Origin of the sequence: Sphingopyxis sp. 113P3, assembly GCF_001278035.1 — a bacterium.
GTDB lineage: Bacteria > Pseudomonadota > Alphaproteobacteria > Sphingomonadales > Sphingomonadaceae > Sphingopyxis.
On record NZ_CP009452.1, the window covers coordinates 1811700 to 1826415 of the forward strand.

17 protein-coding genes are annotated in these 14716 nt (G+C 63.4%); 9 read left to right on the forward strand and 8 right to left on the reverse strand.

What is annotated here, in order from left to right; translation table 11 throughout:
- Positions 1-2 precede the first annotated feature (2 nt).
- From LH20_RS08770 to LH20_RS08785, 4 genes are all read right to left on the reverse strand, one after another.
- Positions 3-749, reverse strand: coding sequence for a hypothetical protein (locus LH20_RS08770; RefSeq protein ID WP_053553875.1), 747 nt, complete (start codon positions 747-749; stop codon positions 3-5).
- Positions 750-836: 87 nt separating this feature from the next.
- On the reverse strand, positions 837-1277 hold the full coding sequence (locus tag LH20_RS08775) for a DUF1330 domain-containing protein (protein ID WP_053553876.1): 441 nt from the start codon (positions 1275-1277) through the stop codon (positions 837-839).
- On the reverse strand, positions 1274-1825 hold the full coding sequence (locus LH20_RS08780) for a GNAT family N-acetyltransferase (RefSeq protein ID WP_053553877.1): 552 nt from the start codon (positions 1823-1825) through the stop codon (positions 1274-1276). The genes LH20_RS08775 and LH20_RS08780 overlap by 4 nt, the downstream gene beginning before the upstream one ends.
- A gap of 183 nt (positions 1826-2008) precedes the next feature.
- Complete coding sequence (locus LH20_RS08785) at positions 2009-2416, reverse strand: glycine zipper 2TM domain-containing protein (protein ID WP_235527162.1); 408 nt, start codon at positions 2414-2416, stop codon at positions 2009-2011.
- A gap of 175 nt (positions 2417-2591) precedes the next feature.
- On the opposite strand from LH20_RS08785, the gene LH20_RS08790 reads away from it, so the two are divergent.
- Entirely contained in the window at positions 2592-2813 is a 222-nt protein-coding gene (locus LH20_RS08790; protein WP_053556185.1) for a hypothetical protein, read from the forward strand.
- Positions 2814-2841: 28 nt separating this feature from the next.
- Positions 2842-3759 (forward strand): EamA family transporter RarD, encoded by a 918-nt coding sequence (gene rarD, locus LH20_RS08795; protein WP_053553878.1) that lies wholly within the window; start codon positions 2842-2844, stop codon positions 3757-3759.
- Between the two features lie 4 nt (positions 3760-3763).
- On the opposite strand, the gene pyrC is transcribed toward rarD, so the two are convergent.
- Positions 3764-4798 (reverse strand): dihydroorotase, encoded by a 1035-nt coding sequence (gene pyrC, locus LH20_RS08800; RefSeq protein WP_053553879.1) that lies wholly within the window; start codon positions 4796-4798, stop codon positions 3764-3766.
- Positions 4799-4857: 59 nt separating this feature from the next.
- Here pyrC and ygfZ point away from each other — a divergent pair, with 59 nt between their 5' ends.
- Genes ygfZ through LH20_RS08815 form a run of 3 tightly spaced genes read left to right on the forward strand, consistent with a single transcriptional unit; the run spans position 4858 to position 6830 of the window.
- Entirely contained in the window at positions 4858-5589 is a 732-nt protein-coding gene (gene ygfZ, locus LH20_RS08805) for a CAF17-like 4Fe-4S cluster assembly/insertion protein YgfZ (protein ID WP_053553880.1), read from the forward strand.
- A 32-nt stretch (positions 5590-5621) separates the two neighbouring features.
- Positions 5622-6230 (forward strand): hypothetical protein, encoded by a 609-nt coding sequence (locus LH20_RS08810; protein WP_158501120.1) that lies wholly within the window; start codon positions 5622-5624, stop codon positions 6228-6230.
- Between the two features lie 51 nt (positions 6231-6281).
- Complete coding sequence (locus LH20_RS08815) at positions 6282-6830, forward strand: retropepsin-like aspartic protease family protein (RefSeq protein ID WP_053553882.1); 549 nt, start codon at positions 6282-6284, stop codon at positions 6828-6830.
- 22 nt (positions 6831-6852) lie between these two features.
- Here the strand turns inward: LH20_RS08815 and LH20_RS08820 are convergent, their stop codons facing one another.
- The 3 genes from LH20_RS08820 to wecB are packed head-to-tail and all read right to left on the reverse strand — an operon-like array spanning position 6853 to position 10105.
- Positions 6853-7659 (reverse strand): class I mannose-6-phosphate isomerase, encoded by an 807-nt coding sequence (locus LH20_RS08820; protein WP_053553883.1) that lies wholly within the window; start codon positions 7657-7659, stop codon positions 6853-6855.
- Between the two features lie 45 nt (positions 7660-7704).
- Complete coding sequence (wecC, locus tag LH20_RS08825; protein ID WP_053553884.1) at positions 7705-9000, reverse strand: UDP-N-acetyl-D-mannosamine dehydrogenase; 1296 nt, start codon at positions 8998-9000, stop codon at positions 7705-7707.
- A complete protein-coding gene (wecB, locus tag LH20_RS08830) occupies positions 8990-10105 on the reverse strand; it encodes a non-hydrolyzing UDP-N-acetylglucosamine 2-epimerase (protein WP_053553885.1) in 1116 nt (371 codons plus the stop codon). Before wecB ends, wecC begins: the two co-directional genes overlap by 11 nt.
- A gap of 232 nt (positions 10106-10337) precedes the next feature.
- On the opposite strand from wecB, the gene LH20_RS08835 reads away from it, so the two are divergent.
- The 4 genes from LH20_RS08835 to LH20_RS08850 all read left to right on the forward strand — a co-directional run bounded on the left by LH20_RS08835 (position 10338) and on the right by LH20_RS08850 (position 14699).
- Positions 10338-11126, forward strand: a complete 789-nt coding sequence (locus LH20_RS08835) for a metallophosphoesterase family protein (RefSeq protein ID WP_053553886.1) — start codon at positions 10338-10340, stop codon at positions 11124-11126.
- Positions 11127-11224: 98 nt separating this feature from the next.
- Positions 11225-12352: an ISAs1 family transposase gene (locus tag LH20_RS08840; protein ID WP_053553474.1), complete on the forward strand. Its 1128-nt coding sequence runs from the start codon at positions 11225-11227 to the stop codon at positions 12350-12352.
- A 301-nt stretch (positions 12353-12653) separates the two neighbouring features.
- Positions 12654-13892: an O-antigen ligase family protein gene (locus LH20_RS08845; protein WP_053553887.1), complete on the forward strand. Its 1239-nt coding sequence runs from the start codon at positions 12654-12656 to the stop codon at positions 13890-13892.
- Between the two features lie 66 nt (positions 13893-13958).
- Entirely contained in the window at positions 13959-14699 is a 741-nt protein-coding gene (locus tag LH20_RS08850; RefSeq protein ID WP_235527163.1) for a polysaccharide biosynthesis/export family protein, read from the forward strand.
- Positions 14700-14716 lie beyond the last annotated feature (17 nt).

The window sequence follows — 14716 nt, forward strand, 5'->3', positions numbered from 1 at the left end:
CCTCAGCGACCGCCCGAGGCGACGATGTCGACGTCGGTCATTCCGCCGTCGCGGCGCAGCATCACGACATAGGCAAGATCGCCCTTGGTGCCGCCGAGCATATGCTCGTTGCCGCGCACGCGGTGATCGCTCGTATAGCCTGCACGCACCGCCATCGTGTGATAATAGTCGAGCACGCCCTGGATCGATGCGGCGGTCTGGAAATTGACAACGCGGATGTTGCACTTGCCGCCGTCGACGCCCGCCGCCTCGCGCAGCGTCGCGCGCGGATAGACCGGGAAGGCCGCGGGCATGCGGTCCGCCCAGCCGTTGGAGTAGGTGAGCTTCGCATCGCAGCTGCCCTTGGTCTGCTCGCGCGCGAGCGCGCCGATGGTGACGGCGCGCTTGGAAGCGCAGTCGCCCGCGCAGCCTTCCTCCATTGGGAGCGCCTTGGGTGCGGCGAGTAGTTTGCCCGCCTTCATCGCCGCTGCCGCCTCGGCAGCGGTCGCAGCCTTGCCGGCAGCGACGCCGGGGACACCGCCGTCGACCGGACGATTGCCCGGTCCCACCGCGTTGCGATTGGCCTGCCCTGCAAGCTTGGGGTCGACCATGATCTTGTCTTCAAGCGCGCCCTTGATCGCGGGATCGGCGCCCGTCAGCCCATCGTCGAGCGGCGCGAGATCGGCCTTCTCGGGATTGTCCCGGCAGCCGGCGAGCCCGGCGGTCGCGATCAGCAAACCGGCAACGAGCCATTTTCCCCGCAAGATCATCGCTAACACTCCCTTAATCTTTCATCCGGACTAGCCGAAGTCTGGTTAAGAAGATGTGAGGAAAAAGCGTTAACCGGTAAGGCTTTGTTAGCCGAAAACTGTCTCGGAGCGAGACGCCTTCGGGCTGCAGCGGATGAGGCGCGAGGTTTCGACCGCGGCCTGGCGGTGGACGACCGCTTCCCGGTAAACCGGGTCGGTGACCATTTCCATGAAGGCGCCGCTGCTCGGATATTCAGCGATAAAGACCGCGTCCCAGCTTTCGCCGTCGGGACCGATCACCATCGCCTCCATCGTACCGCGCCAGACAATCCGGCCCCCGACGCGCTGGAAGATTGCGCCGCTCTCGGCGCCATAATGGCGATAGGCCTCGGCGCCCGTGAGATCTTGGTCCGCGAGCGGATGGCCGGCGGGATAGGCGGCCTTCTTGCGAAACCGGACGAGATTGAGCATGTGGATCACCGTGTCGCGCGGCAGCGCCTTGAAGGCGTCGAACTGCGCGCGTTCAGGGTCGACATGATGGTCGGTCATGGCATGAGTTCCTTGCGCTTTTGCCGCCACTGATCGGCGCTTTGCCTCCAGGCATCGACCGGCGCGTCCTCGAAGGGGGCGGGAAGGCGGGTCGGGCCGCTATTCGTCGCGCCGAGCCGTTTGGCGAGCGCCTGCGAGCGGTGATTGGCAGGATCGATACTGTGCATGATCTCGGGCCATTTCAGAAACTCGACCGCAAAGTCGCACGCCGCAACCGCGCCTTCGAAAGCATAGCCCATGCCGGCGAATTTGGCGCGCACACCGTAGCCGATTTCGGGACCCGGCCAGCCGTCGGGTTCCCAGGGGCCGAGCCGCCCGACCCATTCGCCCGTCGCGCGCTCGATGACCGAGAACATCGAATAGCCGCGGATGTGCCACGCGCCGGCAAGCGTGCACCAAAGCCGCCAAGCTTGCGCCCGCGGGCAGGTCCCGCCGATGAAGCGCATCGTCTCATCCTCGGCGCACATCTCGGCAAAGGCGCCGAAATCCTCAGCGGCGGGCGGGCGCAGGATTAGCCGCTCGGTGACGAGAAGAGGTCCATTGAGCATGGCAGTCCTTTCGGCGAGGCGGCGAGGTGAGCCCCGCTTCTGGGCGAAGAGGAAAGCAGGGGCAAGGCGCAATTGCGCCGGCGTGCAACAGACGAGGGCGCCGTCCAAAGACGACGCCCTCTCCATCACGCGGTGCGGGTGGAGGGGTCCGAACCCGCACCCGTAACGGTTTTGTGCAGCTTTTTAGCGGCAGCGATATTTGTCGCGGTCGATCTCGCGGCCGAGAAGCGCGCCGCCCGCGGCGCCGATTACCGTCCCAAGCAGCTTGTCGCCGTCGCCAGCAATCTCGTGACCGGCAAGGCCGCCGACAGCGCCGCCGATCAGAAGGCCCGTGGTGCCATTGTCCTTCTTGCAGCGATAGCGGCCGTCGCTCCCGCGCCAGATGCGCGTATTCTTGTTGACGCGCTGGTCGTGCGCATAATGGCGGCGATCGCGCTTCTTGCGATAGAAGCCTGCGTCCTGGTCGGCCTTGACGAAAACATGGCCGGGCGCCGGGGCGGCGGGCGAGACGCCGGCATAGGCGGGGGCAGTGGCGGCAACGCCGATCGCCGCAACCGCTCCGAGCAGGCTTTTGGTGAGATTACGCATCATAAGTCCTTTCCTGGTTCGACGCCTCGATGCCTGACGGTATCCGGCGTTTCGCTGTGAGAACGGCTCCAAACTGAACTGCGTTGCATGAACCCTAGGCAACAAGATGAAAGGAGCGCTGACGGCGACGAACCGATAGGGTCTTGCCGTGCTACCGATGAAGTGCGACATTGGATCCATGCTCAACTTCGCATCGATCGTCGTCGGCGTTATCGCCTTGATTTTGGCCATTCCCGCCTTCATCCCGCTTCTCGGCTGGGCGAACTGGATCGTGGTGCCAATTGCGGTTGTCGGGCTTGCGCTCGGCGCGATGTCGAACCGGACCAGCGGCCGCAACCTCAATATCGTCGTGATCGTCGTCGGCGTTGTGCGCCTGATGATCGGCGGCGGTCTTTTCTGATACTCTCGCTTTTCCAAAGAGCCGCATCATGAACGACCCAAAAGCTCCTCCGGGGAGGAATCAGGGTGGGCTGCCCTACGCGCTGGCGGCTTACGGAATCTGGGGTTTCGTTCCGCTCTTCTTCAAGCTGCTCGAGACCGTGCCGCCGGTCGAAGTGCTCTCGCAGCGTATCATCTGGTCGCTCCCGCTTTGCGTCGTCATCATGCTCGCGCGGCATCAGATCTCCGACTTCCTGGCGGCCCTCAGGAATATGCGCGTTCTGAGGCTGCTGCTCGCCAGCGCGCTGCTGATCGCGCTCAACTGGCTGGTCTATATCTACGCGATCTTCACGGACCATGTGCTTGCCGCGAGCCTTGGCTATTATCTGAACCCGCTCGTCAATGTGATGCTCGGCATGCTCGTCCTCGGCGAGCGACTGAGCAGGCTCCAGATGCTCGCGGTGGCGATCGCCGGGGTAGGGGTGGCCATCCTCCTCGGCGGCGCACTCGATACGCTGTGGATCAGCCTGACGCTTGCCTTCAGCTTTGGCCTCTATGGCCTGATCCGCAAGATCGCACCTGTCGGCTCACTCCCCGGCCTTGCGATCGAAACGACGCTTCTGCTGCCGCTCGCGGCCGCTGCCGCGCTCTACTATATCTGGATCGGCGACGGTGCCGGTTTCGGGAGTGATACAGGGATCAGCTGGCTGCTTGCAGCGGGCGGCGTCGTCACGGCCGTGCCGCTCCTCCTTTTTGCCACCGCCGCGCGGCGGATGAGCTATGCAACGCTCGGCTTCGTCCAGTTTCTCGCCCCCACGATCCAGTTCCTGCTGAGCCTTTTCGCCTTTGGCGAGCCGCTGAAGCCCGTCCAGTTTCTTTGCTTCCTGCTCATCTGGACGAGCGTCGCGGTGTTCAGCTTCGACATCTGGCGCAAGCTCCGCGCCGAACGAGCGATGGGCGCGGCCTGAACCTTCAGGCGTCTTGCCGGGCGAGGCGCCACGCGAGCGTCTCGCCGGAGTGGAAGGGCACGACGTCACCGATCCGCTCTGGAACGACGGCCGCGCCGCGCTCGAGCGTAATGCGGCCCTCGTTGAGCGGGAGGCCGTAGAAGCGCGGGCCATGCTCGCTGGCAAATCCCTCGAAATGGGCGAGCGCCCCGTCTTCGTCGAAGGCCTGGACATAGCTTTCGAGCGCATAGGGCGCATTGAAGATCCCTGCGCAGCCGCACGCGGCTTCCTTGGTGTGGACCGCGTGCGGCGCGCTATCGGTGCCGAGAAAGAATTTGGGCGACCCCGAGGTTGCGGCGGCGCGGACCGCGAGGCGGTGATGCTCGCGTTTGGCGACGGGCAGACAATAGGCGTGCGGCCGAATGCCGCCGACGAGCATCGCATTGCGGTTGATATGAAGATGCTGCGGGGTGATGGTTGCGGCGATGGTCGCCGGCGCGTCGGAGACGAACTGCGCGGCCTCTGCCGTGGTAATATGTTCAAGGACGATCTTGAGCGCGGGCAGCGCCTTTGCCAGGGGCGCGAGGGTTCGCTCGATGAAGACCGCCTCGCGATCGAAAATGTCGACCTCGGCGTCGGTGACCTCGCCATGGACGAGCAAGGGCATGCCGACCGCCTGCATCCGCTCGAGAACCGGCATGATGTTCGCGATATCGGTGACGCCGTGCGCGCTTCCCGTGGTAGCATGCGCGGGATAGAGCTTTGCTGCCGTGAAGACGCCCTCGTCATGGCCGCGCGCCAATTCGTCCGCGTCGCTCCTATCGGTGAGATAGGCGACGATGAGCGGGGTGAAATCGAGCTCGGCGGGGACCGCCGAACGGATTCGATCCCGGTAGGCAATGCCCTCGGCGACCGTCGTCACCGGCGGCGCGAGGTTCGGCATCACGATCGCGCGCGCGAACTGGCGCGCGGTATAGGGCGCGACATGCGCCAGCATCGCGCCGTCGCGCAGATGGACGTGCCAGTCGTCGGGGCGGCGGATGGTGAGGCGGTCGGTCATAAGGAGGCCTTGGGCAGATCGTGACTTGGCTTTGGCTCGCGCGTCCCTAGATTATCGGAATGGCCAATACCACCCTCAACGATCGCGCCCTCATCCGCCTTTCGGGCGATGATGTCCAAGGCTTCCTCCAGGGACTTGTCACCAACGATGTCGCGGGAAATTTGCCGGTCTGGGCGGCGCTCCTGACGCCGCAGGGAAAGGTGCTTTTCGACTTCCTCGTCTGGGGCGACGAAGATGATCTGCTACTCGATTGCGAGCGCGATGCGGCCGAGGAGCTAACCAAGCGCCTGACTATCTACCGCCTCCGCCGCGCGATCAGCATTGTGCGCGAGGAGGAGCTAGCGGTGCATTGGGCACCGCTTGGCGACCTCGGCGTCCCCGACCCGAGGCTCCCCGCGCTCGGCCAGCGCTGGCTCGCGCCGCGCGGCCCGGGCGAGGAGGGCGCTGATGCCAATTGGCGCGCACACCGGCTGTCGCTTGGCGTCGCCGAAGGGCGCGCCGAGCTCGGCGATGGGACAACGCTCTGGCTCGAATGCAATGCCGCTGAGCTCGGCGGCGTGAGCTTCACCAAGGGCTGCTATGTCGGGCAGGAAAATACGGCGCGCATGAACTGGCGGCAGAAGGTCAACCGGCGTCTGGTCGTGGTGCCGCTCGCCGCGGCGGAGCCCGCGCGGCAGATCATCGCCTATCCCGATCTCGGCTGGTCGGTCGAGCATCGCCGCATCGAGATGATTGATGCCGCGAAGGCGCCGGAATGGCTCCGCGCAGGGCTCGCTGCGCCGGCTTCGTGACGCACGCGCCCCGGCATGATATCGTGCGGGTCATGCGCGCTCTTCTGGTCTTCTCGGCGCTCCTCGCCGCTTTCGCCGCACTTCCCGCCATGGCGCAGGATTGCACGGCCTCCACTCCGCAGGTCGAAGTGGGAGCGCCGCTGGTGCCGATAGAACCCGCGCCCGCCACCGCGCCTGCGAGGCTTGCGCCGCTCGCTGCGGACTCGCCCTGGCTGTCTCGCTTCGCGGCCGCGGCGGACGAGCTTTTTCCGGCGCTTCGCTCACGCGAGGCCGCGCGCTGGGAGCCGCTTCTTGGCGGACGCTGGCTGGGGGCTGCAAAGCGCGAGGCTGTCGCGGCGCTGCTTGCCGACCGCTGCGCTGCGTTCGCGCCGCTGTTCGCGGCCACTGGGCCTATCGAACGCAGGATTTTCGGCTGGAGCGTTCCCTCAAGCTACAGCGCCGCCGACCGCGCCGAGATCGATGCGAGGCCCGAGGCCGAGGCGCTGGTCTGCTGGGCGGCGGGGGAGGGCGGGGCGCAGCTCTGGCCGGAAACCGCAGCCGAGGCGGACAATAGAGCGGGGCGGCCCTATGCCTGCGCGCGTATCACCTATTCGCTGCGCGGCGGGGTGTCGAGCTGGCGGGCGTTCGTAGAGCGCGGCTGATCTCAACCCGTCTTAACTCTTCTCCAACGCGCCGCGTGCGAAAGGCAGCCTATGTTGGGGCGATTTATCGGTATCGCCGCGGGGATCGCGGCCGTGTCGGTCGGCGTGGCCGGGATTGCCAGCCGCTCGGCTCCTGATCGCGTGCCATCCACGATGGACGCGGGCGATGAAAATTCCAATTGGACGACCCAACGCCGCGAGCGCGGTGGTTGGACTGCCGCCTCTCCACGGGGAAGCAGCGAGGTCCAGCTGAGCCGCGCCGGGGATTCGCATTTTTATGCCGATGCCGAGATCAACGGCCGTCCGGTGCGAATGATGGTCGACAGCGGGGCTTCTATTGTTGCGCTCACGAGGGCCGACGCCGAGGCGGTCGGAATCGATGTCGATCGATTGCCCGTTTCCGGGACCGCCCGCACCGCGGGGGGCGATGTGCCGATGCGCACGCTCTTGCTCACAAGCGTCGAGGTGGGCGGGATCGAGATTCGCGGAGTGCCGGCTGCGGTCGTCGATGCCGATATGGGCGTGTCGCTCCTCGGGCAGAGCTATCTTGCGAAACTCGGCGCCGTCACGATCGAGGGAGACACGATGACCCTGCGGTGAGGGATGGCCGGCCTGCCGTTCGTCAGGCGGGCCAGGTCAGCAGGGCGCGGGCGCCCTCATCGAGTTCGATCGATGCTGGGTCGGTGAGCAAAATGGCCTCGCCGAGCGTGAACGCCTCTCCCTCGGCGCGGCATCCCGGCGAAAGCGGGACGAAGGTGGCCTCGCCCGCGATGCGCCCGATCATTTCCGGATCGAATGGCCCGGCCAGATGGGCGAGGTGAAAATAAGGACCTTCGACCAGCATCCGGCTCGTCTGCGGGTCGACCAGCGTATCGCGCGGGTCGTGAACCGGGCCCGGCGTCGCGACCTTTAGCCCTTCGTCGAGATGCAATTCCCGCGGGCGACCATAATCATAGAGCCGATAGGTGCAGTCGACATTCTGTTGCACCTCGACGACGATCAGCCCGCCGCCGATCGCGTGGATTGTGCCAGCGCGGTTGTAAACGAAATCATTGGGTTTTGACGCGCGCCAGTCGATCATGTCGGTTATGCTGCCGTCGAGCGCTGCGGCACGCAGCGCCTCGCGCGTCGTCTCCGCGGTCAGCCCGACGCCGAGCTCGGCCTCGGGATCGGCGGAGAGTATCAGCCAGCATTCTTCCTTGCCGCGCGGATAGCCCGCTGCGCGCGCGGCCTCGTCGTCGGGGTGAACCTGGATCGACAGCCGCTCGGAGGTGAAAAGAAATTTGACGAGGGTCGGCGCCTCGTCTCCTGAGGGATGGGCGAACCAGATTTCGCCGATCCGCCGGCCTCCAAAGTCACCGAAGGTGGGGGGGATGTCGGTGCGGCCCCAAGGCTTTTCGACGATGATCGTTTCGAGGCGCGTCAACATGGGGCTAAGATCGGATGCGGGCCCTGGTAGGTCAAGCCCTATGGGTCAAGCCGCCCGATGAAGACGATTGGAGTGCCCGCCGCTCGGCTGGTCTAGCCAGAGCCCGCGCGTGTCATAGACGATCTTGTCGGCGCGCTCTTCGAGCGGGATGGACTTGAAAAGGTCGTGGTCCACGAGGACGATCAAGAGCTCGCATTCAGACAGAGCGCTGTCGAGGTCAATGAGGCGCGCGCCGGTGCCAGCAAACTCCATTGGCAGGCCCCGTGCATAGGGTTCGACTATATCGATCTGGGGGCCGAAGCGACGCGCGAGCGCCGCGGCGACCTCCAATGCGGGGCTTTCGCGGAAATCGTCGATATTGGGTTTGAAGGCGAGACCAAGGCACGCGACGCGCGCATTGGGATGTTGCGATACGAGCATCTCGGTAGCGCCGATCACATGTGCGGTCTTGGCAATATTCACCTCGCGCGCCGTGCGTATCAGGCGGCTGTGCTCGGGCGCTCCGTGGACCAGGAACCAGGGGTCCACCGCGATGCAGTGGCCGCCGACGCCTGGGCCCGGCTGGAGAATATTGACGCGGGGATGGCGGTTGGCGAGCCGGATCACTTCCCACACGTCGACCCCGAGCGCCTCGGCCATCATCGACAATTCGTTGGCAAAAGCGATGTTGACGTCGCGGTAGCTGTTTTCCACCAGCTTAACCATCTCGGCAGCGCGCGCCGTCGTGGTGACACAGGCGCCGCGCACGAACTGGCGATAGAAGGTCATCGCTCGGCGCGCGCAGCGCGGCGTGACGCCGCCGATGCAGCGATCGTTGTCAACCAGTTCGACAAGGATGCGCCCCGGCAGAACGCGCTCGGGGCAATGGGCGATAAAGATGTCGGCGGCGCCGCTGCAGCGCCCCGGCACTTTGAGATCGGGGCGGAGGTCGGCGATCAGATCGGCGACCTTTTCGGTTGTGCCCACCGGCGAGGTCGATTCCAGGATGACAAGATTCCCCACTTCCAACACCGGGGCGATCGCCCGCGCAGCGTCGAGGACAAAGCTGATGTCGGGGCGATAGTCGGCATCGTGCGGCGTCGGCACGGCAATGACGAAGGTATCGGCGGCGGCCATTGTCGTCGAGGCAACGAGCGTGCCGCGCGCGACCACACCCTGCACAAGCCCGTCAAGGTCGACTTCCTCGATGTGCACCTTGCCCTTGTTGATGGTCTCGACCACCGTGGCGCTGACGTCGATGCCGGTGACCTGACAACCTGAACGGGCAATGAGGGCCGCGGTGGGGAGGCCGATATAGCCGAGCCCGACAACAGTCACTTTCTGTTCGATATTAACGGCCACGCGCGACAATCTCCGCAATCTGGACGCCGGCGGTCCCGTCGCCAAAGGGGTTATGGGCGCGGGCCATGGCGTTGTAGGCGCCATCATCATCTAAAAGGCTGAAGATTTCGGAAACGATATGGTCGCGCCGCGTACCGACGAGCCTTGCCGTGCCTGCGGCGATGCCCTCGGGGCGCTCGGTGGTCTCGCGCATCACGAGCACGGGCTTGCCGAGCGACGGCGCTTCTTCCTGCACTCCGCCGCTATCGGTGAGAACAAGGTGGCATTCCGCGAGCAGCCGCACGAAATGCGGATAATCGAGCGGGTCGATGAGTGCGACATTGGCAAGCCCGCCAAGGGTCGGCTCCATGGCACTGCGCACCTGCGGATTGGGATGAACGGGAAAGATGACCGCGACGTCGCTGCGCGCGGCAATCGCCGCGATCGCATCGGCAATCGCCTTCATGCCGTCTCCGAAATTTTCGCGTCGGTGCGAGGTGACGGCGACGATCCGCTTGCCCTGAAAGCGGGCGACGAGCGGATCAAGCCCGGCGGCGAGCGAAGGCTCGTCGTCGATGCGCGCCTTTGTGGCAAGGAGCGCGTCGATCACGGTGTTGCCGGTGACGTGGATCTGGCTGTCGGGGACATTTTCGGCCCGCAGAGCCGCAGCGGCGGTCTCCGTTGGCGCGAAATGGAGGTCTGCGACCGCGCCTGCAACCTTGCGGTTCACCTCTTCGGGCCAAGGGTGATAAATGTTGCCGCTGCGCAGCCCCGCCTCGACATGACCCACCGGGATCTTACGGAAATAGGCGGCGAGCGTCGCCGCCATCGTCGTCAGCGTGTCGCCGTGAACGAGGACGCGGTCGGGGCGCTCGGCGTCGAGGGTCTCGCCGAGCCCCGTTACAAGGCGCGCGAGCAGCGCGTCGAGCGTCTGGTTCGCCTGCATGAGATCAAGGTCGATATCGGGCTTGATGCGCGCAATGTGGAGCACCTGGTCGAGCATCTCGCGATGCTGCGCGGTGACGCAGACACGCACGTCCGCGTCATCACGGCCTTGCAGCGCGTGGATGACGGGGAACATTTTGATCGCTTCCGGACGCGTCCCGAAAACAGTCATGATTCTCATAGGTTGTGTCCGCGCTTGTGGTTAAGGACGCACTAAGCGCAAATACTTGCGACACCCTTAAGTTTGCCGAGGCTATGAAAAATTCCGCTTGGGGCGCCGTGCACTGCAACGCTATCGCGCGTCCCGCGTATATTGCCACGGCCGATCGGGGGGGCTAGGGCGAGTATCGCCTGCAAGGCCCTGTTTTCGGCCATATGTCTTGTTGAGTAACGGTAGATCGGTCTGTTTGTTCATGTTTTGGAAGCGTAAATGCAAGCCTGCCCAACCGGCGCGCAGCGGCTTTTCGATCCCCGAGGGGCAGCGCGTCTATGCGATCGGCGACATTCACGGTCGCGACGATCTTTTTGCCGGAATGCTTGATTTGATCCGCGCCGATAATGCCACACGCGGCGCGGCGCAGGTGACAATCATTCTCCTCGGCGATCTTATTGATCGCGGGCCGCAATCAGCTGAGGTCGTCGAGCGCGCTATGCGGCTACGCGAAGAATTTCCTGATACCAGGCTGCTTATCGGCAATCACGAGGAATGCTTTCTCGCCGCGTTGACGGGTGACGTGCGGCGTCTGCGCTATTTCATGCGCATTGGCGGCGATGCCACCGTCGCGAGTTACTGGGACAATGAGGAAAGTCTTGCCGACGCGACCTTCGAGGAGGTCGCCGAGCGGTTGCCGCAGCTTGTGCCCGCCGAACATGTCGCATTTTTGGGAACGGGCGAGGATATTATCGAGATCGGCGATTATGCCTTTGTCCATGCGGGCATCCGCCCCGGAATCCCGCTCGAGAAGCAGTCGCTCTCGGACCTGCGCTGGATTCGCGATGAATTCCTCGACAACCTCGCCGACCATGGGAAGATGATTGTCCACGGTCACAGCATCACGGCAGAACCAGACGAGCAGGCGAACCGCATTGGCGTCGACGTGGGTGCCTTTCGCAGCGGGACGCTCGCAGCCCTTGCGCTTGAGGGCGACCAGCGCTGGTTTGTCTTCGCGCACGAGTGCGAGGCGAGGGCGAATGCGGCCTGAAGCCTGCGTCAACCCAGGGGAATCGCATTTGAAAAATATAGTAGCGCGATGAGTTGATATGGATTCTTTGGGTGTCCTTCATAGTAAGGAGGATATCCATGTCCTGGTTTGCCGCGGCGTTTGATGATCTTCGCGATCCGCGAACGGGCAACGCGCGCCGTCACGATCTGCTGGAAGTGCTGACGATGGCGCTGACGGCGTCGATTTGCGGGGCGGAGAGTTGTTCGGATTTTGCGGATTTCGCGGTGGATCGCGAGGATCTGTTCCGGGAGTTTCTGCGCCTTGAGAATGGGGTTCCCAGCCATGACACCTTCTCCCGGATTTTCCGGCTGCTGGATCCGGCAGCCTTTGCACGCTGCTTCGAGCAGTTTCTGACCGCTCTTGGCGAAGCGGGTGCCGGTGTTGTCGCCATCGACGGCAAGACACTGCGGCGCTCGTTCGACACGGCAGCCGGCCGATCGCCGCTGGCGGTGGTGACGGCCTTTGCCTCGTCGACACGCACCGTCATCGGCCAGGAAAGCTTCCGTCCGGGGGAAGGCGACAGCGAAATCCTTGCCGCAAGAGCGCTCCTCGAATGCCTGGACCTCACAGGCCAGCTTGTCACCGCCGATGCCCTGCACTGCCAGACCGAGACTGCGCAGCTGATCCTCGATCGTGGCGGCGATTATCTCTTACGTCTCAAGGCGAACAGACCGGCCCTGCATGAGGCGGTGGCCAGCTACTTCGCTGCACCGGATATCCTTGCCGGTCTCGCCACGACTGAGACAAGCGATGCCGATCATGGACGTCTCGAAGAGCGGCGGGCTTTTGTCAGCCATGACCTTGGCTGGCTGCACGGTCCCAAGCGCGCCTGCACCGAACCGGTGGACATGCCCGCTCTTGCCTGTCTCGGCATGATCGAGGCCACGGTCACCCGCAATGGAAAGACCACAACGACCCGCCATTATCATCTCTCATCCCGGACGCTGAGCCCGGAAGAATATCTTGCCGCCGCCAGATCCCACTGGTCGATCGAAAATGGTCTCCACTGGGTGCTCGACATGACATTCGATGAAGATCGCGCCCGCAGCCGAAAGGACCATGCCCCCGAAAATCTCGCAACCTTGCGCAAGCTCGCCCTCAATGTCCTGCGAACCGCCAGACCCGATATCTCCATCAGGAGAAAACGGAAACGCTCCGGATGGTCCAACGCCTTCGCCAAAACCATCCTCGGTCAAATGCGATAGCCCTGTGCGTCAACCTGCCCCGCCTTGCCACTCTTCGCGGGACTGTCTATTCGTGTGGCCAGGCGCGTCGGTCGCCCGGCTTCCTCCCAAATCCAAGTCCTAGAACATCTATAATATGAGCAGACGAACTAGAGGGGCCGCGCGCCCGACGGGCTTGGGTTCCTCCCAGATACAAGAGTGGGTGCCACTTCTGTTTCTGCTGTTCGTGTTTCTCACCGGGGGTGGCTCGCGAAGTGACGTGGCTTCGCTCCCGATATTGCGAGGCGTTTCAGTACTGTTCGCGTGCTGGGCAGTTACCCGTATGACGCGGGAGGACTGGCGCCGTATCCGCAGTCCCCTGGCAATCCTGCTCGCGCTGGCCGCCTGGATCGCGATCCAACTAATCCCTCTCGCGCCTTCGATCTGGCACGCATTGCCCGGCCGTGAACTGATCATCGAGATTGATCATGTGCTCGGGCACCAAGATCTGTGGCGGCCGATTTCAATGACCCCTTCGGATGGTTGGAACAGTCTCCTCGCGATGACGGTTCCGATTGCGGCGTTACTGGTCTCCAGCCGCCTTTGCGCCGATGATATGGCCCGGTTGATGCGGGCTTTGGTGATCATTGCCGTCGCAAGCGGCCTGCTTGGGCTACTCCAGATCGTCTCGGGCAATGGCAGTCCCGCCTATCTATACCGGATCACCAACCCCAACTCGATGGTAGGTGTCTTCGCCAACCGCAATCACCACGCCGTTTTCCAAGCATGCGCAATCATCTTTGCGGCAACCCTCCTTCGTGACGAGTTAATGCGGAGGCAGCAAAATATTCTGGTTCAACTCGGATATGCTGCGGCAGCGATCCTATGTACCTCCATGACGATTTTGATCGGCTCGCGGGCTGGCTTGTTGGCTGGAGGGGTCGCGTTCGCAATAGGCTATGCAATGATCCTCCCTGCTTGGCGTAGTCGGCCCGCAGCTGCTCAGCACCGCGCGGGCGGCGGAAACCGGCTTGCGTCGCAGTGGCTTATTTATGCTCCCCCAGTATTACTTGCGGCCCTCTTGGCAACGATCCTGTTCTTGGCCGACCGCACAACTTCATTAAGCCGGGTAACGGATAATCGGGTCGCGGATGATCTTCGGATACTCGCTTGGCCGAGCGTTCAGCAGATGATCGAGACATATTGGCTCGTTGGTGGCGGCTTTGGTTCTTTCCCAAGCATTTACCAGATATTCGAGACCGATGCGTTGCTACAGCCCGCCTACTTCAATCACGCCCATAATGACTGGGCTGAGATGCTGATTACAGGCGGTCTGCCGTTTGCGGTGATCGTTTTGTGTGGCTTGGCGTGGTTTGGCAGAGCCGTCTGGCGCATCGGTTTTCAGCGGCTAGTTAAAGGATATCGTGGCGACTATCGCCTCCCGGTGCTCGCGACGGCAGCGATACTCGCCGGGGCCAGCGCTGTCGACTATCCGCTGCGAACGCCATCGCTGCAGGTCATGACGATCATGCTTCTTGTTGTCTTCGTATGTCCTATGCCCGCCACGGCCCAGCGGGAATAGGGTTGCGAGCAAAGGCCGAGCCACTATAGCTTTTTGCCGTCGATTACGGGGTTTGACAGTTTTCCTATGAAAAATCTTCTTCTGTGTGCCGCGACCGCCGCGCTGCTTGCTGGATGCGTGAAAAGCGCCCCTCCGGTGGCTAGTGTGCCCGGGACGCCGATCACTGCAGTGTCAGAACTGCCCCCGCCCGAAGCGTCCGACGTGATCCGATCGACACGGTTGGCGTTCGTCGGTCCCTTCACAGAGTTGCGTATTGAAGTCTTTGGGGTGCCGGATCTTCAGCGCGACATTATGACGGACGGGGAGGGGAATTTTTCCTTTCCTCTCGTCGGAACGGTCGCGGCCGCCGGTAAAACCCCGTTGGCCCTTGCCGATCAAATTCGATCACAGCTTGCAGAAAAATATCTCCGCGATCCCCAGGTTACGGTGAACTTCAAGGCACCTACCAGTGCAAGCGCGCTCGCATTCCAGTCGATGGCGGTCTCGGTTGACGGTGAGGTTAAGCGGTCGGGTTCTTATCCCGTCGCTGGTCGCGTGACCCTGATGCGCGCCATTGCGCTCGCGGGTGGTCTCACCGAATATGCAAAGCTTGAGGATGTTGTCGTGTTCCGCAACGTCGGAACGAAGCAATATGTAGGCATTTACAATATTGAAGCCATTCGTCGAGGCAACTACGCCGATCCGGAGATATTCCCCAACGACGTTGTAATCGTGGGCGATTCACCGCAGCGTCGGATGTTTAAAGACATTCTAGCCGCTACGCCGGCGCTCCTGTCGCCGCTGATCTTGCTTGCCCGAGAATTTTGATAGGGATTGACCGCCAA